This window comes from Sanguibacter sp. Z41_6, from assembly GCF_059621145.1.
Window position 1 is genome coordinate 146657 of the sequence record NZ_JCAQIF010000002.1, and the last position, 25041, is coordinate 171697.

A 25041-nucleotide genomic window follows, 5' to 3' on the forward strand; every position below is an offset into this window, starting at 1 on the left:
CCAGGAAGGACTGACGACGATGAGCGACCTCAAGGTCAATTTCGGAGCCCTGTCGACCGCAGCGGCCGACATCCAGGGCAGTGCCACGAACCTCGAGCGGATCCTTGACGAGATGGACCGCACCCTCCAGCCGCTCCGCGCGAACTGGGACGGTGAGGCGTCGGGTGCCTACACGACCGCCAAGACGAAGTGGACGCAGGCGATCGGCGACATGAAGCTGCTCCTCGCGGACGTCGGCAAGGCGGTCTCGGCGAGCAACGACGACTACCAGACCACCGAGAAGTCGAACGCGCAGCGCTGGTAGCAGCGACGGTCGTATCGAGGCTCGCAGCCCCACGGGCGACGTGTCGCGATGCGTGCCGTCGGTGCTCCCGGGGCGGAGAGGAAGAGGAATGACATGACGGACGACCTGAGCGTCGAGGAGACGGTGCTGTCGCAGCGCATCGCGACAGTCACCGAGCTGTTGGACACCATCCAGTCGACCTATCTCACGCTGCAGCCCGTCGGTGCGCGGTCCGCTGAGTCCGCGTGGACGGTCGTGCCGTCGTGCCAGGGGTTCGCGGGGTCGTACCTCGGCGTCGTCAACGCGACGCTCGGGGTGCTCCAGCAGGCGCACGACAAGGTCACCGGCCTGGTCGACGGGTTGCGAGAGTTCGCCGACGAGATCGACCTGGCCGACGGCGACGCGAAGGACGCGATGGAGGCGCTCGAGCGCTCCGCCGCGCTCGACCTGCCCACACCTGGCGTGCCCCTGTCGCCGCGGCTCCCGGCCTCGCCCCGCAACCACACCGCCACCTGAGGAAAGGACGACCGATGGCCTCCCAGACACCGTACGAGGACGCGCTCGTCAAGGTGAACACTCCTCTCCTCAAGGCGTGGAGCCGGGACGAGACGACGCTCACGGGCGCGGCAGCCGACCTCGCCGACGTCGGCGCGATGCTCAAGACGATCGCCTCCGACCCGGGATGGTCCGGGTACTCCGCGGACGTGGCGAGCGAGACGTTCTCGGGCCTCGGGTCCAAGATCCTCGTCCACGCGGACAACATGACGGCCCTCTCGGAGCTCACGGTCCGGGGCGACGGTGCCATCGACACGGCGCGTTCGGCGCTCGCGGCCGTGCGCGGCCTGCCGACGACCGCAACCCTTCCACCCGTCCCGGGTTCCCTGCCCGAGGACGAGGCAGCGCAGCAGGCGACCGCCGACGCGAACCTGCGCGGGGCGCGCGAGGGCCAGGCCAAGGTCGCACTCGACGCGCTCGATACCGCGATGCGGACTCTCAAGGACGAGGCGGACGCGCTCTACGAGGTGACGGAGAGCAACCAGATCACCCCACGTGGTCCTGGCGGACCAGGTGGTCCGTCGGGTCCGGGGGGACCCGGTTGGCCCGGCGGTGGCCCGGGGTCGGGTCCCGGCGTGGGTCCTGGTGGGTACGAGATCGCCCGCCGCCCGCCGCGGTTCGAGGTCCACGAGTTCGAGCCGCCGAGGCTCGACCCGAACGACCCACGCGACCCGAACGACCCGCGCGACCCGAACGATCCGCGCGACCCGCGCGACCCGCGCGACCCGCGCGACCCGCGCGACCCGCGCGACCCCGGTGGACCCGATGGCGGCGGACGAGGTCCGGGTGGCGATCTGGGTCCGTGGGGGCCCGGCGGCGCGCGGGGTGAGACGTCGGTCGACGGTGGTGTCGGCGGATCGACGACCATGGCACCCACGGGTGCTGCTGGGGCGTTCGGGCCGGGTGGGCCCGGTGGGCTCGGGGCGTCCGGAGGCGGAGGTTACGGTCCTGGCGGCGGCTTCGGGCCCGGCGCGGGCGGCCTCGGGGGTCCGGGCATCCTCGCCGGTCCCGGCGGCGCCAGCGGAGCGCTCGGAGCCGCGGGCTCCCGCGGTCTCGGTGCGTTCGGGGGAGCAGGCGCGACGGAGTCCGCCGCGGCCGGTGGTCGCGGAGCTGCAGCTGGATCGGCGCCCATGGCGATGATGGGCGGCGCCGGCGGCCGAGGGGGATCGACGACGTCCCGGAGGCGCACGTCCGGGGACTACATCGCTCCGACGCTCGACGAGCACGGGCGACCCGTGGAGCCTGACCTCGGAGCAGCAGCACGGGCAGGCTCGCGCGGTGAGCCCGCCCGCGCGCTCGACACACCTGAGCCGGAGCCCGACGACGAGTCGTGGTGAGGTGCCGCGTCCCCCGGCCGAGCATCGGTCGGGCGGGCGCCGCACGGATGTGGTCTTGTGGGTAGGTTATGGACGACGGTGGTGACCCGTGACAACGGAGCGCCGCAGCAGGACAGGACATCTGTGGTGCCGCCGCGTAGCGGGCGGCAACGACGAAGGGAAGAACATGAGCAACGAAGGTCAGGCGCCGCCCCCCGGCGGCAACCCGTCCGGGGGTGGGCAGTACCAGCAGGCGCCGCAGCCGGGCTCGTACTCCCAGCCCCCCGCAGGACAGGGCGCACCTTCGCCGCAGCCCGGCCAGTACGCACCCCAGCCGGGTCAGTACCAGGGCCAGCCCGGACAGTACGCTCCGCAGCCCGGCCAGTACGCGCCCCAGCCGGGTCAGTACCAGGGCCAGCCCGGGCAGTACGCCCAGCAGGCGTCGACACCGCGGACGAACCCGTTCCAGGGCATCCCCGTCTCGGACTTCGTCCGCGACGGCGTGGCCGCGCTGCTCCTGTTCGTCTCGCTCGCGCTCCCGGTGACGGTGGACCGGGGCCTCGAGGGCATCGGTGACGGGTTCAACTACATCGTCACGATCGCGGCCCTGCTGTCCATCGTGTCCCTCGCGCTGCCCTACCTCGCACGCGCCAGCATCTTCCCGCCGTCGTGGACGGTGCACACCACCCGCCTCGTGCGGCTCGTGGCGAACGCGCCGTACGTCGTCGTCGTCCTCGTCTACGTCGTCCTCGACGCGATCACCAACGACGACCACCAGGGAGTCGGTACGTCCCTGGCCCTCGGCCTCGCCGGAGCGATCCTGGCGGCCCAGCCCCGTCAGTGCGAGCTCGGCCCGGAGGACCAGGACCGCGCGGTGAACGCGCTGTGGTGGAAGATCACCGCGGGCATCGGGGGGCTCATCGCCCTGACGCACCTTGTCGCGCTCATCATGTTCTTCACCAAGGTCGGCGACCTCATGGACGCCGGAGCGATCTACGTCGTCGGGATGATCGTCGCGTGGCTGTTCTCGGCCGCGTTCTGCCTCTGGGCGATCTACGGGACGGTCGTGCAGCGGTCGCAGAGCTGGCGCCTGACCCTCATCGGGCTCGGCGTCATCCTCGTGTGCGCCTTCGTCTTCGGAGCCAGCGAGGAGGCGTCCCTCCTGAAGATCCAGTCGATGCAGCTGCTGGACGACTCCGTGCTCGAGTTCGCCCCCGAGATCCTCAGCATCTACTTCGTCGTCCCACTCTCCCTCGCTCCGCTCGGCGCGATCTTCCTGCCGGCCGCAGCCGCGGCTGCCGCTGCACCGGCGACGAAGCGTGCGCTCGGCCGCGAGCAGCGCGAGCACACGTGGATCGGCACCGCCGTCCACGGCCTCGACTACGCAGCGCTCGTCGCCGCGTCGGCTGTCGTCGGTGCGGTCCTGTGGTTCTTCGTCGACGGGGACACCCCCACCGGCTCGGTCGTCACGACGCTCGTCCTCGGCCTGCTCGCGATCGGCGCAGCCGTGTACGCGCGCATGGAGCTGAAGAAGAACCCGGCGAACGGCCGCATGATCGCGCTCATCGTGGCCGGCGCGCTGTTCGTCATCGGTCTGGTGATCTTCATCGTGGTCCCCGGAGACTCGTACGGGCCTGACCTGAAGAACATCACCGTCGGCCACCTGCTCCTGGCCTTCGGTCTTCCCGCGCTCATCGCCGTCGCGCTCACCGTCCCGAAGGAGGTTCGGGAGTACTTCGCTGCCAACCGACCTGCGCCCCGTGCCGTCAACAGTGCGGCATACCAGTGGAGTGCGCCGGCAGCCCCGAGCTACCAGTACCCCGGGCAGCAGGGCGCGCAGCAGGCGCACCCGACCAGCCAGGGGAGCCCGGCAGGTCACGCTCCGCAGTCAGGCGCCTGGCAGACGCACGTCGCCCAGGCTCCCGCTCAGCAGGCTCCCACCGAGCAGGCGGCGACCCAGCAGGCTCCCGCAGAGCAGTTCGTCAAGCAGGACCCGGCTCAGCAGGCGCCAGCCCCTGGCGCGGCCACCGCGTCGCAGGGGCACGGGTACACGGCTGCGCAGGCGGCCGACCCGTCGACCGCCCCGGCGGTGCTCGCCGAGATCGTCCAGCACGCGCCGGAGCTGCGCCAGCACGTCGCTCGCAACCCCTCGACGTACCCGGCGCTCGTCGAGTGGCTCGGGCAGCTCGGTGACCCGGAGGTCGATGCAGCCCTGCGCTCGCGCCAGGGCTGACCGAACGGCGTGACGCAGAAGGGCCCGGGCATCCATGCCCGGGCCCTTCTGCATGCCTCGCTCGCTGTTCACCCGGTGGGCGATAGTTCTCCCCATTGGTGCGACTCCCGAGTCCCGATAGTGTCCCAGCACATTCCGTTGACGTAAGGCAGGTCATGACTTCCCCCCACGACTTCACTGCCGCCCAGGCAGCCGACCCATCGACGCCCCCAGCCCTGCTCGGGGAGATCGCGACCCACCGTCCGGACCTGCGGCCCGCCATCGCCGGCAACCCGACCGCGTACCCCGAGCTTCTCGCATGGATGCGCACGCTCGGGGATCCTGCCGTCGACCGCGCGCTCGACGCGCGCGCAGCGGGCCCCGGAGTCCAGCACGCGGGGTTCATGCCCGCGCAGGTCCAGCCCGGCGCTGCGACGCAGGCCCCCGGCGCCCCCGGCCACGGTGAGCAGGGCGCGTGGGCCGCGGCTCAGCCGAGCCAGGGAGCATCTGGCCAGGGCTACGGTCTGCCCGGGCAGAACCAGGCGTACGGCGCGACGCCCAACGGCTACGGTTCGGCGTCCGGTGCGTATGGTTCGACGCCCGGTGGTTACGGGGCAGCGCCGGGAGGCGGCCAGTGGGGTGCGCAGGCCCCGAAGAAGTCGTCACGACGGGGTCTGTTGATCGGCGCCGGGGTCGCGGGGGTCCTCCTCGTCGGGGGCGGGGCGTTCGCAGCGAACGAGCTGTGGTTCTCCAAGGTCGGCGGAGCAGGCTCGCCGGAGGACGCCGCGACGAAGCTCATCGAGGGAGCGGCGGACAAGGACCTCGTCGCCGTCTACGGCATGCTCTCCCCGAGCGAGCTGCAGCAGATCGCGACCGGCTTCGAGCTCTTCCGGGACCGGATGCCCGATGCCGTGGGAGAGGACGACGCGAAGGACACCTTCGAGGACTATCTCGATGCGTTCGAGTTCGAGCTCACCGGGCTCGAGGTCGACGTCGAGGAGATCGAGGCGGGCCTCGCCAAGGTGAGCATCGTCGGAGGGGAGCTCGAGGTCGACGCGGACGCGGAGAAGCTCGGCGATGCGACTGTCGCGGTCTTCGACCGGCTCGAGGCCTCGAGCCTCTGGGAGACCTTCGAGCTCGGGGAAGAGGCCGGGCTGCCTGACGAGCAGGAGCTCCGTGACAGCATGACCGAGGGCGTGGAGGAGACCTTCCCCACGACCATCACGGCAGAGGACCTTGTCGTCGACTCAGCCGATCTCGCGGGGGCCCTGGGCGGCGGCGACGAGTCGGAGTCCATCGACCCCTTCCTCATGGTCGTCGAGGAGGACGGTGACTGGTACGTCAGCCCGTACCTGACGATGATGGAGTACGCAGCGATGTCCGAGGGCATCGAGCGTGGCTCGATGCCGTCGGACGACCTCGCTGGGAAGTACGACTCGCCGGAGGCTGCCGCCGAGGGCGCGGTGGCAGGGATCCTCGAGTTCTACTCCACCGGTGACATCAACCCCATGCTCGAGTCGTACCCGCTCGCGGACCGACGCCTCATGTCCCTGTACAGCTCACAGGAGGCGCTCGACTCGGACGCTCTCGAGGAGATCAACGAGGTGCTCGAGTCGCTCGACATCTCTGCCACGTTCACCGAGCGGGACAGCGAGGACGGTGTCGCCTGGCTCAAGCTCGACACGCTGTCGGTCGAGGGCGAGGTCGAGGGCGTTCCGATCTCCATGACGATGACCGCCGAGTGCGTCGACCTGACGGCCGAGGGGGAGACGCTCTCCGGGTGCCTCGAGGACATCCCCGCCCTGGAGGAGCTCGGGCTCGGCGACCTCTCGCTCGTGGCGGTGGAGGAGGACGGCGGCTGGTACATCAGCACGGTGGGGACGTTCGGCGACGCGACAGGCATCCTCGGGTCCAACGCCGTGCGGCTGTACGACGAGGGCAAGCTCACCGACGAGCAGTGGTGGGAGGACAACCTCGGCGTCCTCGCCGACGAGCTGTTCTGACCCGGCGCGGCACAGGAGGGGTACAGTGGTCGCTGTGCGAACTGCTCAGCAGGTCATCCTGCTCCTTCTGTGCCGCGACGAGGCCTCGTAGGCCGGTTCCTCGTCGCGGTGGTCGGTGTGCCGGCTCGTCAGTCAACAGCCACCGAGCGTCCCAGGACGCGCAGACGAAGGATCAGCGATGAACGTTCAGCACGCCCCCCAGCAGCCGTCTCCGATGCCCACGCACAAGTACCGGTCCTACAGCGACCAGTTCTCGGTGTCGCTCCCCGACCGGACGTGGCCCGACCGTGTGATCTCCCAGGCGCCGCGCTGGTGCGCCGTCGACCTGCGTGACGGCAACCAGGCGCTCATCGAGCCCATGAACGCGGAGCGAAAGCTCCGGATGTTCGAGCTGCTCGTCGCGATGGGCTACAAGGAGATCGAGGTGGGCTTCCCGTCCGCGTCGCAGACGGACTTCGACTTCGTCCGGCTCCTCATCGAGGACGGCCTCATCCCGGACGACGTCGTCATCCAGGTGCTCACGCAGTCCCGGGAGCACCTCATCGCCCGGACGTACGAGGCGATCAGCGGCGCCAAGCAGGCGATCGTCCACCTCTACAACTCGACGTCGGTGCTGCAGCGCGAGGTCGTGTTCCGTGCGGACGAGGACGGGATCGTCGACATCGCCCTCGAGGGCGCGAAGCTGTGCCGCAAGTTCGAGGAGACCATCCCCGGCACGACCGTCTACTACGAGTACTCCCCGGAGTCCTACACGGGCACCGAGCTCGAGTTCGCGGCGCGGATCTGCAACGAGGTCATCGAGGTCTTCGAGCCGACGCCCGAGCGCAAGGTGATCATCAACCTGCCCGCGACCGTCGAGATGGCGACCCCGAACGTGTACGCCGACTCGATCGAATGGATGAGCCGGCACCTCAACCACCGCGAGAACGTCGTGCTGTCGCTGCACCCGCACAACGACCGCGGCACGGCCGTGGCCGCCGCGGAGCTGGGGTACCAGGCAGGTGCCGACCGGATCGAGGGATGCCTGTTCGGCAACGGGGAGCGGACCGGGAACGTCGACCTCGTCACGCTCGGCATGAATCTCTTCAGCCAGGGGATCGACCCCGAGATCGACTTCTCGGACATCGACCACGTGCGGCGCACCGCCGAGTACTGCAACCAGCTCTCCGTCCCGGAGCGGCACCCGTATGCGGGCGACCTCGTCTTCACGGCCTTCTCGGGGTCGCACCAGGACGCGATCAAGAAGGGCCTCGACGCGATGCAGGCGCGGGCCGACGAGGCCGGCGTGGGCATCGACGACCTCGAGTGGGGCGTGCCGTACCTGCCGATCGACCCGCGCGACGTGGGTCGCAGCTACGAGGCGGTCATCCGGGTGAACTCGCAGTCGGGCAAGGGCGGCATCGCGTACCTGCTCAAGACCGAGCGCAGCCTCGACCTGCCGCGACGGCTGCAGATCGAGTTCTCCCGGGTCGTCCAGCACGTCACGGACGCGGCCGGACGTGAGGTCACGGGTGCGGACATCTGGTCCATCTTCACGAACGAGTACCTGCCTGCGCCGGCGGACGGCGCGCACGAGCCCTGGGGGCGGTTCTCCCTGCGCGGGACGCGCGCGTCGAGCAGCGGGGACGGGCCGGACACGCTCTCGGTCGACCTCGTCGACGACGGTGTGCCGGTGACCCTCGAGGGCACGGGCAACGGGCCCATCGCGGCGTTCGTCGACGCCCTCGCCAGCGTGGGCGTCGACGTCCGCGTCCTCGACTACGCGGAGCACGCCCTCGCCGAGGGTGGTGACGCGGTCGCTGCGGCCTACGTGGAGTGCGCTGTGGGCGACGACGTGCTGTGGGGGGTCGGGATCGACCCGTCCATCACCACGGCCTCGCTGCACGCGATCATCTCGGCGGTCAACCGGCAGCGGCGGCCCCAGGCGTGAACCCGCGGGTGCGGACGACGTCGGTCGTCCGCACCCGTGTCTGTCACCTGCATGACGGACAATGGTGGCGTGGTCCTCTACCGTGACGAAGCGCTCGTCCTCCGCACCCAGAAGCTCGGCGAGGCAGACCGCATCATCACGCTCCTCAGCCGCGAGCACGGCAAGGTGCGCGCCGTCGCGAAGGGTGTCCGCCGGACCTCGTCGAAGTTCGGTGCCCGGCTCGAGCCCTTCATGTTCGTCGAGCTGCAGCTCCACGAGGGGCGCAACCTCGACATCGTCACGCAGGTGGAGACCGTCGGCGCGTACGCCCGGCCGATCAGCGAGGACTACGTGCTCTACACGGCGGGCTCCGCGATGCTCGAGACGGCTGACCGGCTCGTCGAGGCTGAGCGCGAGCCGGCCGTGCAGCAGTTCTGGCTCCTCGCCGGTGCCGTCCGTGCGTTGGCCAGCAGGGCCCATGCACCCGGTCTGATCCTCGACTCCTACCTGCTGCGTGCCCTCGCGGTCGCCGGGTGGTCCCCGACGTTCTCGGACTGCGCGCGCTGCGGCGAGACGGGTCCGCACCGCGCGTTCTCCGTCGCGCAGGGCGGTACGGTGTGCCGTCGCTGCCGACCGCCGGGCGCGACCGAGCCGGCACCACAGACCGTCGAGCTGCTCGCCGCGCTCCTCAGCGGCGACTGGGCCGTCGCCGACGCCTCGGACGACCGCAACCGGCGCGAGGGCAACGGCATCGTCGCGGCGTACAGCCAGTACCATCTCGAACGGACCCTGCGGTCGTTGCGCCTGGTGGACCGCGAGCCGGGCACCCCGACGACGCGGCCCGGCGCCGTGCCGGACCGTGCTCAGGTGTCCAGGATCCAGGAGAGGGACGTCACCTGATGGCACGAGCACGCAAGGACGCTGCGGCCCCCCCGGCGCCCGCGCCCGTCCGTCCTCCGGCGCACCCGTCCGGAGCCGTCGCGCCGCAGATCCCCCTCGAGTTCGTCCCGCGGCACGTGGCGGTGGTCATGGACGGCAACGGGCGGTGGGCCAACGCCCGTGGGCTGCCGCGGACCGCCGGGCACGAGGCCGGGGAGGCTGCGCTGCTCGACGTCGTCGCCGGTGCCATCGAGATCGGCGTCACGCACGTGTCTGCCTACGCCTTCTCGACGGAGAACTGGAAGCGGTCGCCGGAGGAGGTGCGCTTCCTCATGGGCTTCAACCGCGACGTCCTGCGCCGTCAGCGCGACACGATGAACTCGTGGGGCGTGCGCGTCCGCTGGGCCGGCCGTCGGCCCCGCCTGTGGCGGTCGGTGATCGCCGAGCTCGAGACCGCGGAGCAGGTGACGGCGCAGAACACGACGTGCACGTTGACGATGTGCGTCAACTACGGCGGTCGCGCGGAGATCGCCGACGCCGCCCGGTCGATCGCCCGCGAGGTCGCTGCCGGCCGCCTCGACCCGGAGAAGGTGTCGGAGCGGACGGTCGCACGGTTCCTCGACGAACCCGACCTGCCCGACGTCGACCTCTTCCTGCGGACCTCCGGCGAGCAGCGGACCTCGAACTTCATGCTCTGGCAGTCGGCGTACGCGGAGCTCGTCTTCCTGCCCGAGCCCTGGCCGGACGTCGACCGGCGCAGCCTGTGGCGCGCGGTGGAGGAGTACGCCCGACGGGACCGGCGTTACGGCGGCGCCGTCGACCGGGCTGCGGAGCAGGGGCCGCGGGACGTCGTCGACCCCCCGGCCGGTGACTGACCGCCCGACCGGCTCAGCTCTCGCTCGTGCCCGGCGTGCACGCGGCGCACAGGCCGAACAGCTCGATGGTGTGCTCGATGTCGGTGAACCCGTGCTGCGTGCCGACCTGCGTCGCCCACGCCTCGACGGTGGGTCCGTCGATCTCGATCGTCGCCCCGCAGGACCGGCAGACGAGGTGGTGGTGGTGCTCGCGCCGCTCGCACCTCCGGTAGAGGCTCTCGCCGTCCGCCGTGCGCAGGACGTCGACCTGGCCGGCATCGGCGAGTCCCTGGAGCGTGCGGTAGACCGTGGCGAGCCCCGTCGTGTGGCCGTGCGCCCGCAACAGCTCGTGGAGCTGTTGCGCGCTGCGGAAGTCGTCCGTCGAGTCGAGGATCTCGGCGATGGCGGTCCGCTGGCGGGTCACGCGCTGCATGTGTCGGCTCCGTCCGTGAGGGCGACGTCGTCGGGCACGTCGGGGTGGGGATCTGTGGCGGCGCGTCGGCGGACGACGACGGGCCGCAGCGCAGCGACGAGGACGTAGCACGCCACGGCGAGGACGACGATGGTCGCACCCGGGGACTGGGGCTGCCAGTAGGTGATGGAGAGACCCACCACGCACACCATGACGCCGATGCACACGGCGACCGTCATGGTCCGTCGGAACGATGTCGTGAGGAGCTGGGCGACGGCGACGGGGACGATCATGAGCGCGCTGACGAGCAGCAGCCCGACGACGCGCATCGAGACGGTGACGGTGAGCGCCGCGGTGACCGCGATCGCGATGTTCAACGCCCGGACCGGGATCCCGGACGCCTGGGCGAACTCCTCGTCGTGCGACACCGCGAACAGCGCTGCCCGCAGACCGACGCCCACCGCGAGCACGACGGCGCCGAGCACGAGGGTGAGGACGAGGTCGCTGCCGGTGACGGTGGAGATGGACCCGAAGAGGTAGGACATGAGGTTCGCGTTGGTCCCGCCGGCGATCCCGATGAGGAGCACGCCTCCGGCGATGCCGCTGTAGAAGAGCAGCGCGAGGGCGACGTCACCGCTCGTCCGACCGCGCTCGCGCACGATCTCGATGGCGACCGACCCGACGACGGCGGCCACGACGGCGCCGGGCACGGCGAGCGCGTCCCGCTCGACGAGGCCCATCGCGGACCCGATGAGCCACCCCAGTGCCACACCGGTGAGTGCGACGTGCCCGATCCCGTCGCCGAGGAGGGACAGCCGGCGCTGCACGAGGTAGGTGCCCATGACGGGCGCAGTGAGGCCCACGACGAGCGCGGCGAGCAGCGAGCGCTGCATGAGCGGGTCGCCGAGCATGCCGACGAGCTCGTCGAGGAGCGTCATGAGGTGAGTCCTGTGTCCTGGATGAGCGGTGGCGGACGGTGGTCGACGTCGTCACCGTGGGGGTGGATGTGGTCGTGCGACGCGTCGGCGTGGTCGGCGGTCGGGGGGACGGCGACGCCGTCGTGCACCTTGCGACCGTGCCGGAGCACGACGGTCCGGCTGATGAGCGGAGCGAGGGAACCGAGCTCGTGGAGCACCACGAGGATGGTCGTGCCTCCTGCGACGAGCCGCCCGAGAGTGGTGGCGAACATCTGCTGGCTCGGCTGGTCGACGCCAGCCACGGGCTCGTCGAGGACGAGCAGGTCGGGCTCGCGGACGAGGGCGCGGGCGATGAGCACGCGTTGCTGCTGGCCCCCGGAGAGCTCGTTGACGGACCGGTCGGCGCGGTCCGCGAGGCCGACCTGGTCGAGCGCCTGCGTCGCTCGTGCCCGCCAGTCCCGCGGTGGGCGGATGCGTCGCCCGTGCAGCAGACCTGCGGAGACGACCTCGGCGGCGGTCGAGGGCACGCCGGTCGCCCCGCTCACGCGCTGCGGGACGTACCCGATCCGGTGCCAGGGGGTGGCCCGTCCGAGCGGCGTGCCGTAGAGGCTCACGGTTCCTCGGGTCGCGGGCAGGATCCCGACGAGGGTCCGCACGAGCGTGGACTTGCCAGATCCGTTGGCACCGAGGAGCGCGACGACCTCGCCGTCGGCGACCGTGAGGTCGATGCCGCGCAGGATGCGGCTCGTGCCGAGCGTGACGTGGAGGTCGCGGGCCTCGACGGCGGGGACTGCCGGACGTGCGCGTGGGCCGTCGCTCATGCGCAGCCGAGACCGGTGCGCAGGGCGTCGAGGTTGGCGAGCATGACGGAACGATAGTCCTCGGAAGGGTCGGCGAGGCTCTCGAGCGGGTCGAGCACCGCCGTGGACACTCCGAGGTCGCTCGCGAGGACGTCGGCGACCTTCGAGCTCGCCTGGTTCTCGAAGAAGATCGTCGTGACCCCGGTCTCGCGGACGACGTCCGCCACCTCGCGCAGGCGCGCGGGCGGGGGCTCGGCCTCCGGGTCGATGCCCGAGATGGAGACCTCCTCGAGGTCGTAGCGGTCCGTGAGGTAGCCGAACGCGGAGTGGGAGGTCACGACCGTGCGGCCGGCGCAGCCGGCGAGCCCGGTGACGAGCTCGTTGTCGAGCTCCTCGAGCGACGCGACGAGCTCGGCGCTGCGCTCGGTGTAGGTCTGGGCGTTCTCCGGGTCGACCTCGGCGAGCTCGGTGGCGACGGACTCTGCCACTGCCGCGAGCCGGGTGGGGTCGAGCCAGAAGTGGGGGTCGAGGTCGCCGTGGGAGTGCGCGTCGTGGTCGTCGTCCGCGTGCTCGTCGTCTGCGTGCTCGTCGTGCTCGGCGCTCGTGAGCGACGCGACGTCGGCAGCGTCGACGACGTGCTGCGGGTCGCGGGCGTCGATGGCGTCGTCGACGGCGGGCTGGAACCCGGACAGGTAGACGACGAGGTCGGCGTCGCCGACCGAGCGCGAGTGGGCGGGGGAGAGCTCGAGGTCGTGCGGTTCCGCTCCGGCCGGGGTGAGCGAGGTGACGTCGACGAGGTCGCCGCCGAGCTGCTCGATGACGTACTGCAGGGGGTAGAACGAGGCGAGCACCCGGAGGCGTCCGTCGTCCTCCTCGGCGGGGGTGCACGCTGTCGTGGCAGCGAGCGCGAGGAGCGCGCCGGTCGCTGCGGCGGAGCGTCGACGCTGGTGGGTGGAGGACGAGCGGAACGCGAACATGAGGATCATTCTCAGGTTTCCGCCCGGTCGCTGTCAATCCGGCCCGGCGCACCCGGGCAGGGCCCAGGTGCCCGACGAGTAACCTTGGGGTGGGCGCGCACCTCGCGCTCACCCCCTCGCCTGCCCCACGAGCCACGTGCGGGCACTGATGCACCTGGAGTGATCACCGTGGCCACAGCGCCCTCTCGCCTCGATTCCGCCGTCTCCCTCGCGAAGCGTCGTGGCTTCGTCTTCCAGTCCGGGGAGATCTACGGAGGATCGCGCTCCGCCTGGGACTACGGGCCCCTCGGCGTGGAGCTCAAGGAGAACATCAAGCGCCAGTGGTGGCGCACGATGGTCACGAGCCGCGACGACGTCGTCGGCCTCGACTCGGCCGTGATCCTGCCGCGCAAGGTCTGGGAGGCGTCCGGCCACGTCGGCGTGTTCACCGACCCCCTCACCGAGTGCCTCTCCTGCCACAAGCGGTTCCGTGAGGACCAGATGCTCGAGGAGTTCGAGGAGAAGAAGGGCCGCGTCCCCGAGGGCGGGCTCGCGGAGATCGCCTGCCCGAACTGCGGCACCCGCGGACAGTGGACCGAGCCGCGCGACTTCAACATGATGCTCAAGACGTACCTCGGCCCCGTCGAGGACGAGTCCGGCCTGCACTACCTGCGCCCGGAGACCGCGCAGGGCATCTTCGTGAACTTCGCCAACGTGCTCGGCGCCAGCCGCAAGAAGCCGCCGTTCGGCATCGGGCAGATCGGCAAGTCGTTCCGCAACGAGATCACCCCGGGGAACTTCATCTTCCGCACCCGGGAGTTCGAGCAGATGGAGATGGAGTTCTTCGTCGAGCCCGGCACGGACGCCGAGTGGCACCAGTACTGGATCGACACCCGCACCGCCTGGTACACCGACCTCGGTATCTCCGCGGAGAACCTGCGCCACTACGAGCACCCCCAGGAGAAGCTCTCCCACTACTCCACGCGCACGGTGGACATCGAGTACCGCTTCGGGTTCAGCGGCAGCGAGTGGGGTGAGCTCGAGGGCATCGCGAACCGCACGGACTTCGACCTCAAGACCCACTCCGAGCACTCCGGCAAGGACCTCTCGTACTTCGACCAGGGCAAGAACGAGCGGTGGGTGCCGTACGTCATCGAGCCCGCTGCGGGGCTGACCCGCTCCCTCATGGCGTTCCTCGTCGAGGCGTACACCGAGGACGAGGCGCCCAACGCCAAGGGCGGTGTCGACGTTCGGACCGTGCTCCGGCTCGACCCGAGGCTCGCACCCGTCAAGGCCGCTGTGCTGCCGCTCTCCCGCAACGAGCAGCTCTCGCCCAAGGCGCGTGACCTCGCCGCCGAGCTGCGCCGGAACTGGAACGTCGACTTCGACGACGCCGGGGCCATCGGGCGCCGGTACCGCCGCCAGGACGAGATCGGTACGCCCTTCTGCATCACCGTCGACTTCGACACGCTCGACGACCAGGCCGTGACGATCCGCCACCGGGACGACATGTCCCAGGAGCGCGTCGCGCTCGACCAGGTCACCGCGTACCTCGGCGCCCGCCTCCTGGGCTGCTGACCCCGACGTCCCACCGCGCCCGGCCACGGCCGCCGGGCGCGGTGGGACAATGGACCCCATGACTCTCTCTACCGTCTCTGCCGGAGCCGGTGCGCCCACGGCCGGGGGGCAGCCCCCGGCGGCGGGCGCGCCGCTGCTCCCGCCGCTGCGCATCGGACGGCACACCGTGACCACCCCGGTCGTCCTCGCTCCCATGGCCGGCGTGACGAACGCCGCTTTCCGTCGGTTGTGCCGCGAGCAGGGGCCCGACGGGTTGTACGTCGCGGAGATGGTGACATCTCGCGCGATCGTCGAGCGCAACGCCGAGTCCATGCGGATCGTCAGCTTCGACGAGGACGAGTCGCCCCGTTCGGCGCAGGTGTACGGGGTCGACCCCGCGACCGTGGCCGCAGCCGTGCGGATCATCGCGGGCGAAGACCGCGCCGACCATGTCGACCTCAACTTCGGTTGCCCCGTGCCCAAGGTGACGAAGAAGGGCGGCGGGGCGGTCCTGCCGTGGAAGCGCGAGCTGTTCACGCGGATCGTCGAGGCGGCCGTGGAGGCGGCCGCACCGTACGACGTCCCGGTCACCGTCAAGATGCGCAAGGGCATCGACGACGAGCACCTGACGTACCTCGACGCCGGTCTCATCGCCGAGCAGGCGGGGGTCGCGGCCGTCGCGCTGCACGCCCGCACCGCGGCGGACTACTACTCGGGCACCGCGGACTGGTCGGCGATCCGCCAGCTCAAGGAGACCGTGACGAGCATCCCCGTGCTCGGCAACGGCGACATCTGGTCGGCCGAGGACGCGCTGGAGATGGTGCGTCAGACCGGGTGCGACGGGGTCGTCGTCGGACGCGGCTGCCAGGGCCGGCCATGGCTCTTCGCCGACCTCGCCGCCGCGTTCGCGGGTTCCGACGAGCGCGTCCGACCGGGCCTGCGGCAGGTCGCCGAGACGCTCTACCGGCACGGCGAGCTCATGGCCGAGTTCTTCGAGGACGAAGGTCGTGGGCTGCGTGACCTGCGCAAGCACATGGCGTGGTACCTCAAGGGATACGCCGTCGGCGGGGACGCCCGGTCCGGGCTCGCGCTCGTCTCGACCCTCGCGGAGCTGCGTGAGCGCCTCGACGCGCTCGACCTCGACCAGCCCTACCCGGGCAAGGACGCGGAGGGTCAGCGAGGTCGGCAGGGGTCGCCGAAGAAGCCGCACGTGCCGTACGGGTGGCTCGACTCGCGCGAGCTGAGCGACGAGCTCCGCGCCAAGCTCCTCGAGGCCGAGCTGAGCGTCTCCGGAGGCTGAGGCACGGTTCCGCGGGTACCGGTTGGCACCCGCCGTCCGAGCATCCAGGAAACACTGCAGCCGCCGTGCCCCCGTGGGCACGGCGGCTGCCGTGTTCTCCGGTCAGCGGCGCCAGGTCAGCGCTGGATCCAGACCGTCGTGTCCTGCGCGACATGGGTGACGGCGTCGAGAGCGCCGTCGACCTCCGGGTCGCTCGAGACGAGAACCCGGGCGCCGACCGGCAGCTGCACCGGGGTGTCGCCGAAGTTCGTCACGACGAGCACGTCGTTGTTGAGGAACGCGAGGACGGCGGGTGACGTGGTGAGCTCGTCGACCCAGCCCAGGGAGCCCAGTCCGAGGTCGTGCTCGCGGCGCAGCTCGAGCGCGCGGGCGTACATCCCGTACGTCGATCCGCGCGTCGTGCGCTGCACGTCCGCCGCGCACGACCGGTACGTCTCCGGCTGCGGGAGCCACGACTCGCCGGTCGCGCTGAAGCCGTACGCGGGCTTGTCCGCCTCCCACGGGATCGGCACACGGCAGCCGTCGCGGCCGGCCTCGGTGTACCCGTTGCGCCACCAGGCCGGGTCCTGCCGGAGGTCGTCGTCGAGATCCGTGTGCTCGGGGAGGCCGAGCTCCTCGCCCTGGTAGAGGTACGCGGAGCCCGGCAGGCCGAGCATCTGCAGCGACGCCGCGCGGGCACGGCGCAGACCGAGCTCGGCGTCGGGCTGCGGGTCGGTGCGGCCGATGCCGTTGGGGCGCACCGCCGCGCCGGTGAGGCCCATGCGCGAGGCGTGGCGCACGACGTCGTGGTTGGACAGCACCCAGGTGGTGGGGGCACCCACCTCGTCGGAGGCCTGCAGCGAGGCCGTGACGACGGCGCGCAGCGCGGGGGCGCTCCATGCGGTCGTGAGATAGGAGAAGTTGAAGGCCTGGTGCATCTCGTCGCTGCGGACGTACCGCGCGAGCCGGGTGAGGGGCTCGACCCACGCCTCGGCGACGAGGGCGCGGTCTCCGTCGTAGTCCGCGAGGACCTTGTGCCACGCACGGTAGATGTCGTGCACGCCCTCCTGGTCGAACATGGGGCCGCTGTTGCCGGCCCCGGTGGATCCGTCAGCCTCGGTCGTGCCCTCGACCATCGCGACCTCGCCGTCCCAGTCGGGCAGACCTTCGGCCTTGACCATCCCGTGCGCGACGTCGATGCGGAACCCGTCGACGCCCTTGTCCAGCCAGAAGCGCAGGACGGACTCGAACTCTGACCGGACCTCCGGGTGCTCCCAGTCGAGGTCGGGCTGGCGGGTGTCGAACAGGTGCAGGTACCACTCGCCGTCGGTGATCCCGTCGGTCGCCGCGGCCTCGCGGTCGCTCACCCGGGTCCAGGCGGGGCCGCCGAAGATCGACTTCCAGTTGTTGGGGGGGAGCTCACCGTTGTCACCCTTGCCCTCGCGGAAGATGTACCGCGCGCGCTCGGGGCTGCCGGGCCCGGCTGCGAGCGCCGCCGTGAACCAGGCGTGCTCGTCCGAGGTGTGGTTGGGAACGAGGTCGACGATGACCCGCAGGCCGAGGTCGTGCGCACGCTCGAGCAGCGTCTCGAAGTCCTCGAGGGTGCCGAACAGCGGGTCGACCTCGCGGTAGTCCGCGACGTCGTACCCCGCGTCGGCCTGGGGCGAGCGGTAGAACGGCGAGAGCCACAGGGCGTCGACACCGAGCGCACGCAGGTGGTCGAGCCTCGACGTGATGCCGGGGAGGTCACCGATTCCGTCGCCGTTGCCGTCGGCGAAGGACCGGGGGTAGACCTGGTAGATGACGGCGCTGCGCCACCACTCACGAGCGGTGTCGTTGGCGGGGTGGATGACGGTGACACCTGGGGAGGTCGTGGTGAGCGCTACGGGCGGCGCGTCCACAGGTGGCGAATCGATACGAGTCACGTCGACGAGTTCCTTGTCCTCTGGGTTTGGGGGAGCGATCGGGGAGAGAAGGTCTAGGTCGCGCGCTGCGCCGAGTGCAGTCGCATCTCGGGCGAGGCGCCGGTCGAGTTGCGCACGATGAGCTCGGGGTGGAAGAGGAGCTCCGAACGTGGCGCGGGCGAGCCGTCGATGACCGAGATGAGCGCGCTGATGGCCGCGTGGCTCATCGCGGACACGGGCTGACGGACGGTCGTGAGCGGCGGGTCCGTGAACGCGATGAGCGGCGAGTCGTCGTAGCCGATGACCGAGAGGTCGTCCGGGACGGAGAGGCGGCGCTGGTGCGCGGCCCGGACGGCGCCGAGCGCCATCATGTCGGAGCCGCAGACGATCGCGGTGTGCCCGCTGTCGATGAGGTCGCCGCCGGCGGCCTGGCCTCCCTCGACGGTGAAGAGCGAGGTGGCGATGTGCTCGCTCGCGTCGTCGATGCCGAGGTGCCGGGAGAGCGCGTCACGGAAGCCCTCGAGCTTGCGGCGGGCGGTGATGAAGCGGTCCGGGCCGATCGCCAGCCCGATCCGCTGGTGCCCGAGCGAGGCGAGATGGCGTACGGCGAGCTCCATCGCGGCGACGTCGTCGGCAGAGACGAAGGGCGCGTCCACCTCGGGCGCGAAGCCGTTGATGAAGACGAGGGGGACGCCCCGGCTGCGCAGCTGGTCGTAGCGGGTGCGGCTCGCGTGGATGTCGGCGTGCAGGCCGGAGACGAAGAGGATGCCGTCGATCGAGTGGTCGAGCAGCATCTCGATGTACTCGTCCTCGGTGGTGCCACCCGGGGACTGGGTGCACAGGAGCGGGGTGTACCCGCGCTGGGAGAGCATGCTCTCGATGGTCTGGGCGAAGGCAGGGAAGACGGGGTTGGTGAGCTCGGGGACGATGAGCCCGACGAGTCCCGCCGACCGGTTCCGCAACTTCTCGGGGCGCTCGTAGCCCAGGACGTCGAGGGCCGCGAGGACCGCTTGCCGCGTCTCGGAGGCGACGCCGACCTTGCCGTTGAGCACCCGCGAGACGGTCGCGGTGCTCACGCCGGCCTGCTTCGCGAGGTCGGTGAGACGGGTCTTGGGTCCAGGGCCGTCGGATGGGATCGCAGACACGCCAGACCTCCTTGTCGTCGAGCGGGACGGATCCCCGGGTCGATGGGTACGTGCGCTTGCAACAACTTACAGTAAGCCAATCGCGCGGCAATGGCGGTCGAGATCCGCAGAGATCCGGCGTCAATCTGCAACGAACAGGACGAAATTTCTGTGTGAACCTGATTGTTGCCTGAAAGTTGCTGCAAGGGCTTGCAGGTTGTGCCAAGCAGCGGTTAGCGTCCTGAGGACAGGGCCGACGACGGTGGATGACACCGGCCGCGGCCGGAACACCCTCACCACTTGGAGACTCACGATGCGACGGAGCATCCTACTGACCGGCCTCGTGGCCACGAGCCTCACCCTTGCCGCGTGCGGCACGAACAACGAGGCCACCGACAGCACCGCCTCGGACGCCCCTGCGGCGGAGAGCTCGGACAACGCCCTGACGATCTGGGTCGACGACACCCGCGAGGCACCCGTCGCGGCGGCTGCCGAGGCCTTCACCGAGGAGACCGGCGTCGAGGTCGAGCTCGTCCAGAAGAACTTCGACGACATCCGGCCCGACTTCCTCGCGCAGGTCCCGACCGGCGAGGGCCCCGACATCACCGTCGGTGCCCACGACTGGCTCGGCGAGTTCGTCAACAACGGCGTCGTCGCCCCGCTGGAGATCGGCGAGAAGGCCGCGGAGTTCGACGAGGTCGCGCTCCAGGTCTACACGCTCGACGGACAGCTCTACGGCCTGCCGTACGCGGTCGAGAACGTCGCGCTCATCCGCAACACGGCCCTCGCACCCGAGGCCCCCGCGACGTGGGACGACATGGTCGCAGCAGGTCAGGCGGCCGGTACCCCGTTCCCCGTGCTCATCCAGAGCAACGGTGAGGCCGGCGACCCGTACACGCACTACCCGATGCAGACGTCGTTCGGCTCGACGGTCTTCGCGCAGGACGCGGAAGGCATGTACACGAGCGAGCTGACCCTCGGCGGCGAGGCCGGCCAGGCCTACGCCGCGTGGCTCGCCGAGCAGGGTGCCGCGGGCATCCTCGACATCGACACGACGTACGACATCGTCGTCGAGGAGTTCAAGAACGGGAACTCGCCATTCATCATCGGCGGCCCGTGGATGGTGGCGTCGTTCGAGGGCCTCGACCTCGCGATCGACCCCGTCCCGTCCGCAGGCGGACAGCCGTCGCAGCCGTTCATGGGGGCCCCCGGGTTCTTCGTCAACGGTGAGAGCGACAACCAGCTCCTCGCGAACGAGTTCCTCACCGACTACATGTCCACGACCGAGGCACAGGTCGCGCTGTACGAGGTCGGTGACCGTCTCCCGGCGCTCACCGCCGCGGCCGAGGAGGTCGCCGCGAGCGACCCGATCGTCGCCGGCTTCCGCGACGCCGCGGCCGACGCCGTCCCCGCACCGTCCATCCCCGAGATGGCATCGGTGTGGACGTTCTGGGGCAACACCGAGGCAGCGATCGTCTCTGGCAAGGCCACCCCGGCCGAGGCCTGGGACAAGATGGTCGTCGACATCCAGAGCGCGATCGACGCGGCATCCTGACCCTCGGATGACCCACGTATGACCGGCGTGGCCCGCCCCGACCTGGGGCGGGCCACGCCGCAGGCCGTCGGCTCCGGGCCGGCCGCCTGCACCCCGATCTTTCTGCTGGAGCCCCGCCAGGGCGAGACGGCCCGGCACGTCGCACGGAGGAACACATGAGCGCCCCCCATCAGCTGGACGAGGCCGAGGTGCAGCGTCCCTCGACACCGGGGTCGTCCTCGGTCTCCCACGCGCGAGACTTCCGTCGCGGGTTCTTCGTCAAGCTCGCGATCGTCGCGATCCTCGATGCCCTCGGCGTGTACGTCGTCATCTCCGCCTTCGCGGTCGACTCGCTCGTCATCGCGTGGAGCATGATCGCGCTGCTCGTGCTGCTCAACCTCGTGTACTTCACGAAGCGCGCGCTGCCGATGAAGTACCTGCTGCCGGGTGTCGCCTTCCTCTTCATCTACCAGATCTTCACGATCGGGTACACGGGCTACGTCGCGTTCACCAACTACGGCGACGGTCACAACGGCACGAAGGAGCAGGCCGTCGCGGCGCTCCTCGCGCAGAACGAGAAGCGGGTCGAGGGCACCGAGAGCTACCCGCTCGTCGTGCTCACCGACGGCGACTCGCTGGGATTCGCGATCGTCGACGGCGACGACGTCCGCGCGGGCACGGCGCAGGAGCCGCTCTCCGTCGTCGACGCCGAGGTGACCGACGGGACCATCACCGAGGTCTCCGGCTTCGACATCCTCGACCGCCAGGAGGTGCTCGCAGAGCAGCGGGCCGTCGCCGACCTGCGCGTCGCATTCTCGGACGACCCGGAGAGCGGCTCGATCCGTACGCAGGACGGGCGCAACGGCTACGTCTACGAGTCGGTCCTCGAGTACGACGAGGCCGCCGACACGATGACCAACACCGAGACGGGTGTGGTCTACACGGCGAACGACGAGGGGCAGTTCGAGGCGGCCGACGGCCAGAAGCTCAACGTCGGCTGGCGGGTGTTCACCGGTCTCGACAACCTCAAGACCGCCTTCGGCGACGAGCGCTACTCGGTGCCGTTCGTCAAGGTGCTCATCTGGACCTTCGTCTTCGCGATCGTCTCGGTCGCCGGGACGTTCTTCATCGGGCTGTTCTTCGCCATCGTGCTCAACGACCCCCGGCTGCGGTTCCGGCGCCTCATGCGGGCGCTGCTCATCCTCCCGTACGCGTTCCCGGCCTTCATGTCCTTCCTGCTCTGGCGGGGGATGCTCAACACGAAGTACGGCTTCATCAACGAGACGTTCCTCGGTGGGATGGACGTCAACTGGCTCGGCGACCCGGTCCTCGCGCGGCTCGCCGTCCTCGGGGTCCAGATGTGGGTGGGATTCCCCTACATGTTCCTCATCGCGACCGGAGCGCTCCAGTCGATCCCGGCCGAGACCATCGAGGCAGCGAAGATCGACGGCGCCGGCCCGCTGCGGATCTGGAGATCGGTGACGATGCCGCTGCTGCTCATCGCCGTGACTCCGCTGCTCATCTCGTCGTTCGCCTTCAACTTCAACAACTTCAACATCATCGAGATGCTCACCGGGGGAGGGCCGATGTTCCGGGACGCCTCCGTGCCGATCGGCTCGACCGACATCCTCATCACGATGGTGTACTCCATCTCCGGGCTCGACGGTGGTGCGCCCAAGAACTACGGGCTCGCCAGCGCCCTGTCGATCATCATCTTCCTGATCGTCGCGACGATCTCGGTGATCAGCTTCAAGAAGTCGCGCGCACTCGAGGAGATCAACTGACATGTCGACCGCCACCGTCCCCCAGCAGGACCTCCCGAGCGACCGCCGCACGTCCGCACGCCGCCGCTGGTGGCGCGAGGTGGGCTGGCGCTACGTCGTCGGCGTCCTCGCGATCGCCTACGCGGGCTTCCCGATCCTCTACATCCTCTCGGCGTCGGTCTCCGACGGCGGGACGCTGACAGGATCGACGAGGCTGTTCAGCTCCTTCACCTGGGACAACTTCGTCGCACTCGGCGACACGAAGTTCTGGACATGGGTGGTGAACACCCTCGTCATCGGGACGGTCACCTCGATCGGTACCGTCCTCATGGGTGCGGCGGCCGCGTACGCCTTCTCCCGGTTCCGCTTCCAGGGACGTCGCCTGGGGCTCACGAGCCTCCTCGTCGTGCAGATGTTCCCGCAGGTGCTCGCCTTCGTCGCGGTGTTCCTCCTGCTGCTCAGCCTGGGCGAGGTCATCCCGATCCTCGGGCTGAACTCCCGGCTCGCGCTCATCATGGTCTACCTCGGTGGCGCACTCGGGGTGAACACGTTCCTCATGTACGGGTTCTTCAACACGATCCCGATGGAGCTCGACGAGGCCGCGAAGATCGACGGTGCGTCCCACGCACAGATCTTCTGGACCATCATCCTGCGGCTCGTGGCGCCGATCCTCGCGGTGGTCGCGCTCCTGTCCTTCGTCGGGACCTTCTCCGACTTCCTGCTCGCCAAGCTCATCCTGCAGTCCGAGGGGAACTGGACGCTCGCCGTCGGGCTCTACCAGTGGGTCTCCGACCAGCTGTCCGCGAACTGGGGCATCTTCGCGGCCGGGGCCGTCATCAGCGCGATCCCCGTCGTCGCGCTGTTCATCTTCTTGCAGAAGTACATCGTCTCGGGCCTGACGGCGGGGGCGGTCAAGGGATGAGCGACGCCGGTCACCTGCTCGGCGAGCCGCACCACGACGGTTCCGCCCTGTACGTCTCGACGACGACGCCCGAGCTCGGGGAGCGCGTCACGGTCCGCCTGCGCGTCCCGGTCGCACGGCAGGAGCGCGCCGTGCACCTGCGGATGGTCCGCGACGGTGAGCCCCGCTTCGCGCCGATGCGGCTCGCGGAGCGGACGGCGACGGACCGGTGGTACGAGGGCGAGGTGCTCGTCCACAACCCCGTGACGTCCTACCGCTTCCTCCTCGACGAGCCCGGCGGCTACCAGTGGCTCAACGGCCGCGGGCTGTTCGCGCGGGAGGTCCCGGACGCGGCGGACTTCCGGCTCACCGTGCACACCCCGGCGCCGCGCTGGATGGCCGAGACGGTCGTCTACCAGATCTTCCCGGACCGCTTCGCACGCAGCGGTGCCGAGCGCGAGGTGCCGGACTGGGCGGTGCCTGCCGACTGGGACGACGAGCCGATCGCGGCGGGGCCGGGCGTCGGCGAGCAGTTCTACGGGGGTGACCTGCGAGGCGTCGAGGAGCACCTCGACCACCTCAGCGACCTGGGCGTGGGCGCGGTCTACCTCACCCCGATCTTCCCGGGACGCTCCAACCACCGGTACGACGCGAGCACCTTCTCGCACGTGGACCCCGTGCTCGGCGGTGACGAGGCGCTCGTCTCGCTGTCCGCTGCGGTGCACGCGCGCGGCATGCGGATCCTCGGGGACATCACGACGAACCACACGGGCGTGTCCCACGAATGGTTCGCCACCGCGACCGCCGACCCGGACAGCGAGGAGGCGTCCTTCTACTACTGGACGCAGGACGAGCCCGGCTACGTCAGCTGGCTCGAGCACGCGTCCCTGCCGAAGCTCGACCACTCCGCACCCGCGCTCGCGGACCGGATGACGTCGGGGCCGGGCTCCGTCATCGGCAGGTGGCTCGCGGAGCCGTTCGCGCTCGACGGATGGCGGGTCGATGTCGCGAACATGACCGGGCGCTATGCGGACCAGGACGTCACCCACGAGGTCGCGCGCGCGATCAGGGCGACGATGGACGCGGTCAACCCGGAGTCGGTGCTCGTCGCGGAGCACTTCCACGACGCGGGTGCCGACGTCGTGGGCGACGGCTGGCACGGCACCATGAACTACTCCGCGTTCACCCGACCCGTGTGGTCGTGGGTCGTGGACCCGGGCGCCGGGCTGCCCGCGACGGGGATGCCCGTCCCGCTCCCGCGCCGCTCCGGCGGAGCCATGGTCGACACGATGCGAGACTTCGACTCCGCGGTGCCCTGGAAGGTCCTGGCGAGGCAGTGGAACATGCTCGGGTCGCACGACACCCCGCGCCTGCGGACCCTTGCCGGGAGCCGGGCGATGGTCGAGGTGGCAGCCGGTCTGCTCTTCACCTACCCCGGGACACCGGTGATGTTCGCGGGGGACGAGATCGGTGCCACCGGCACCACCGGTGAGCACGGCCGCGTCACCATGCCCTGGGACGCTCCGGCGCGCTGGGACGACGACACCCTCGCGGTCTACCGCCGTCTCATCGCGCTGCGCCGCGACGTGGCGGCGCTGCGCGAGGGTGGTCTGCGGTGGGCCGTCGTGGAGGACGACGCCGTCGCCTTCCTGCGGGAGACGCCGGACGAGAGCGTCCTCGTGCTCGTCGCCCGCGGGCCGTGGTCGGGCGCAGCCCTGCCTGCGGGCGTGTGCGACGGCACACCCGAGACGTTGTACGGCACGCGCGGGCTCGACCGGTCCGAGCGGGGCTGGGAGCTGCCCGGCGACGGCCCGTCCGTCGGCGTGTGGCGCGTGGGGTAGTGGCGACGCCGCGGACCTGTGCGCGCACGCTCCTGCGCCGCA

20 protein-coding genes are annotated in these 25041 nt (G+C 70.5%); 14 read left to right on the forward strand and 6 right to left on the reverse strand.

What is annotated here, in order from left to right:
* The first annotated feature begins 19 nt into the window (after positions 1-19).
* The 8 genes from AC54T1_RS05660 to AC54T1_RS05695 all read left to right on the forward strand — a co-directional run bounded on the left by AC54T1_RS05660 (position 20) and on the right by AC54T1_RS05695 (position 10032).
* A complete protein-coding gene (locus AC54T1_RS05660) occupies positions 20-304 on the forward strand; it encodes a WXG100 family type VII secretion target (protein WP_484344767.1) in 285 nt (94 codons plus the stop codon).
* 93 nt (positions 305-397) lie between these two features.
* Positions 398-799 (forward strand): hypothetical protein, encoded by a 402-nt coding sequence (locus tag AC54T1_RS05665; RefSeq protein ID WP_484344766.1) that lies wholly within the window; start codon positions 398-400, stop codon positions 797-799.
* A gap of 14 nt (positions 800-813) precedes the next feature.
* The gene (locus tag AC54T1_RS05670) at positions 814-2175 is read left to right on the forward strand and encodes a hypothetical protein (protein WP_496911338.1); all 1362 of its coding nucleotides are present in this window, start codon (positions 814-816) and stop codon (positions 2173-2175) included.
* A 166-nt stretch (positions 2176-2341) separates the two neighbouring features.
* Positions 2342-4387, forward strand: coding sequence for a DUF3824 domain-containing protein (locus AC54T1_RS05675; RefSeq protein ID WP_496911339.1), 2046 nt, complete (start codon positions 2342-2344; stop codon positions 4385-4387).
* Positions 4388-4542: 155 nt separating this feature from the next.
* Positions 4543-6369, forward strand: coding sequence for a variant leucine-rich repeat-containing protein (locus AC54T1_RS05680; RefSeq protein ID WP_496911340.1), 1827 nt, complete (start codon positions 4543-4545; stop codon positions 6367-6369).
* Positions 6370-6547: 178 nt separating this feature from the next.
* Positions 6548-8299 carry a 2-isopropylmalate synthase gene (leuA, locus tag AC54T1_RS05685; protein WP_484344762.1) on the forward strand — a complete coding sequence of 584 codons (1752 nt, stop codon included), beginning with the start codon at positions 6548-6550 and terminating at the stop codon, positions 8297-8299.
* Between the two features lie 69 nt (positions 8300-8368).
* A complete protein-coding gene (gene recO, locus AC54T1_RS05690) occupies positions 8369-9178 on the forward strand; it encodes a DNA repair protein RecO (RefSeq protein ID WP_496911341.1) in 810 nt (269 codons plus the stop codon).
* Complete coding sequence (locus AC54T1_RS05695) at positions 9178-10032, forward strand: isoprenyl transferase (protein WP_496911342.1); 855 nt, start codon at positions 9178-9180, stop codon at positions 10030-10032. Before recO ends, AC54T1_RS05695 begins: the two co-directional genes overlap by 1 nt.
* A 13-nt stretch (positions 10033-10045) precedes the next feature.
* On the opposite strand, the gene AC54T1_RS05700 is transcribed toward AC54T1_RS05695, so the two are convergent.
* From AC54T1_RS05700 to AC54T1_RS05715, 4 genes are read right to left on the reverse strand one after another with little or no spacing between them, the layout of a single operon-like run.
* Complete coding sequence (locus AC54T1_RS05700) at positions 10046-10444, reverse strand: Fur family transcriptional regulator (protein ID WP_484344759.1); 399 nt, start codon at positions 10442-10444, stop codon at positions 10046-10048.
* Complete coding sequence (locus AC54T1_RS05705; protein ID WP_496911343.1) at positions 10432-11361, reverse strand: metal ABC transporter permease; 930 nt, start codon at positions 11359-11361, stop codon at positions 10432-10434. The genes AC54T1_RS05700 and AC54T1_RS05705 overlap by 13 nt, the downstream gene beginning before the upstream one ends.
* Positions 11358-12161 (reverse strand): metal ABC transporter ATP-binding protein, encoded by an 804-nt coding sequence (locus AC54T1_RS05710; RefSeq protein WP_496911344.1) that lies wholly within the window; start codon positions 12159-12161, stop codon positions 11358-11360. Before AC54T1_RS05710 ends, AC54T1_RS05705 begins: the two co-directional genes overlap by 4 nt.
* Positions 12158-13117 carry a metal ABC transporter substrate-binding protein gene (locus AC54T1_RS05715; protein WP_496911345.1) on the reverse strand — a complete coding sequence of 320 codons (960 nt, stop codon included), beginning with the start codon at positions 13115-13117 and terminating at the stop codon, positions 12158-12160. Before AC54T1_RS05715 ends, AC54T1_RS05710 begins: the two co-directional genes overlap by 4 nt.
* Positions 13118-13285: 168 nt before the next feature.
* Between AC54T1_RS05715 and AC54T1_RS05720 the strand changes: the two genes are divergently transcribed.
* Positions 13286-14674: a glycine--tRNA ligase gene (locus AC54T1_RS05720; protein WP_484344755.1), complete on the forward strand. Its 1389-nt coding sequence runs from the start codon at positions 13286-13288 to the stop codon at positions 14672-14674.
* Between the two features lie 58 nt (positions 14675-14732).
* On the forward strand, positions 14733-15953 hold the full coding sequence (gene dusB, locus AC54T1_RS05725) for a tRNA dihydrouridine synthase DusB (protein ID WP_484344754.1): 1221 nt from the start codon (positions 14733-14735) through the stop codon (positions 15951-15953).
* 116 nt (positions 15954-16069) lie between these two features.
* Here dusB and AC54T1_RS05730 read toward each other — a convergent pair whose 3' ends face one another.
* Entirely contained in the window at positions 16070-17857 is a 1788-nt protein-coding gene (locus AC54T1_RS05730; protein WP_496911346.1) for a glycoside hydrolase family 13 protein, read from the reverse strand.
* A 53-nt stretch (positions 17858-17910) separates the two neighbouring features.
* Positions 17911-18981, reverse strand: coding sequence for a LacI family DNA-binding transcriptional regulator (locus AC54T1_RS05735; protein ID WP_484344752.1), 1071 nt, complete (start codon positions 18979-18981; stop codon positions 17911-17913).
* A 292-nt stretch (positions 18982-19273) separates the two neighbouring features.
* Between AC54T1_RS05735 and AC54T1_RS05740 the strand changes: the two genes are divergently transcribed.
* The 4 genes from AC54T1_RS05740 to AC54T1_RS05755 all read left to right on the forward strand — a co-directional run bounded on the left by AC54T1_RS05740 (position 19274) and on the right by AC54T1_RS05755 (position 24999).
* Positions 19274-20515 carry a sugar ABC transporter substrate-binding protein gene (locus AC54T1_RS05740; RefSeq protein ID WP_496911347.1) on the forward strand — a complete coding sequence of 414 codons (1242 nt, stop codon included), beginning with the start codon at positions 19274-19276 and terminating at the stop codon, positions 20513-20515.
* A gap of 155 nt (positions 20516-20670) precedes the next feature.
* Positions 20671-22278, forward strand: a complete 1608-nt coding sequence (locus tag AC54T1_RS05745) for an ABC transporter permease subunit (protein ID WP_496911348.1) — start codon at positions 20671-20673, stop codon at positions 22276-22278.
* 1 nt (position 22279) lies between these two features.
* Entirely contained in the window at positions 22280-23179 is a 900-nt protein-coding gene (locus AC54T1_RS05750; protein WP_484344749.1) for a sugar ABC transporter permease, read from the forward strand.
* Positions 23176-24999, forward strand: a complete 1824-nt coding sequence (locus AC54T1_RS05755) for a glycoside hydrolase family 13 protein (protein ID WP_496911349.1) — start codon at positions 23176-23178, stop codon at positions 24997-24999. The genes AC54T1_RS05750 and AC54T1_RS05755 overlap by 4 nt, the downstream gene beginning before the upstream one ends.
* The last annotated feature ends 42 nt before the right edge of the window (positions 25000-25041 follow it).

Excerpts from the sequence above, each read along its gene's own strand:
- AC54T1_RS05745 (WP_496911348.1), top strand. The coding sequence starts at position 20,671 with ATGAGCGCCCCCCATCAGCTGGACGAGGCCGAGGTGCAGCGTCCCTCG.
- AC54T1_RS05660 (WP_484344767.1), top strand. The coding sequence starts at position 20 with ATGAGCGACCTCAAGGTCAATTTCGGAGCCCTGTCGACCGCAGCGGCC.
- AC54T1_RS05740 (WP_496911347.1), top strand. The coding sequence starts at position 19,274 with ATGCGACGGAGCATCCTACTGACCGGCCTCGTGGCCACGAGCCTCACC.
- AC54T1_RS05665 (WP_484344766.1), top strand. The coding sequence starts at position 398 with ATGACGGACGACCTGAGCGTCGAGGAGACGGTGCTGTCGCAGCGCATC.
- AC54T1_RS05700 (WP_484344759.1), bottom strand. The coding sequence starts at position 10,444 with ATGCAGCGCGTGACCCGCCAGCGGACCGCCATCGCCGAGATCCTCGAC.
- AC54T1_RS05750 (WP_484344749.1), top strand. The coding sequence starts at position 22,280 with ATGTCGACCGCCACCGTCCCCCAGCAGGACCTCCCGAGCGACCGCCGC.
- AC54T1_RS05755 (WP_496911349.1), top strand. The coding sequence starts at position 23,176 with ATGAGCGACGCCGGTCACCTGCTCGGCGAGCCGCACCACGACGGTTCC.
- AC54T1_RS05680 (WP_496911340.1), top strand. The coding sequence starts at position 4,543 with ATGACTTCCCCCCACGACTTCACTGCCGCCCAGGCAGCCGACCCATCG.
- AC54T1_RS05705 (WP_496911343.1), bottom strand. The coding sequence starts at position 11,361 with ATGACGCTCCTCGACGAGCTCGTCGGCATGCTCGGCGACCCGCTCATG.
- AC54T1_RS05710 (WP_496911344.1), bottom strand. The coding sequence starts at position 12,161 with ATGAGCGACGGCCCACGCGCACGTCCGGCAGTCCCCGCCGTCGAGGCC.
- AC54T1_RS05695 (WP_496911342.1), top strand. The coding sequence starts at position 9,178 with ATGGCACGAGCACGCAAGGACGCTGCGGCCCCCCCGGCGCCCGCGCCC.
- AC54T1_RS05715 (WP_496911345.1), bottom strand. The coding sequence starts at position 13,117 with ATGTTCGCGTTCCGCTCGTCCTCCACCCACCAGCGTCGACGCTCCGCC.
- AC54T1_RS05670 (WP_496911338.1), top strand. The coding sequence starts at position 814 with ATGGCCTCCCAGACACCGTACGAGGACGCGCTCGTCAAGGTGAACACT.
- AC54T1_RS05675 (WP_496911339.1), top strand. The coding sequence starts at position 2,342 with ATGAGCAACGAAGGTCAGGCGCCGCCCCCCGGCGGCAACCCGTCCGGG.
- leuA (WP_484344762.1), top strand. The coding sequence starts at position 6,548 with ATGAACGTTCAGCACGCCCCCCAGCAGCCGTCTCCGATGCCCACGCAC.
- dusB (WP_484344754.1), top strand. The coding sequence starts at position 14,733 with ATGACTCTCTCTACCGTCTCTGCCGGAGCCGGTGCGCCCACGGCCGGG.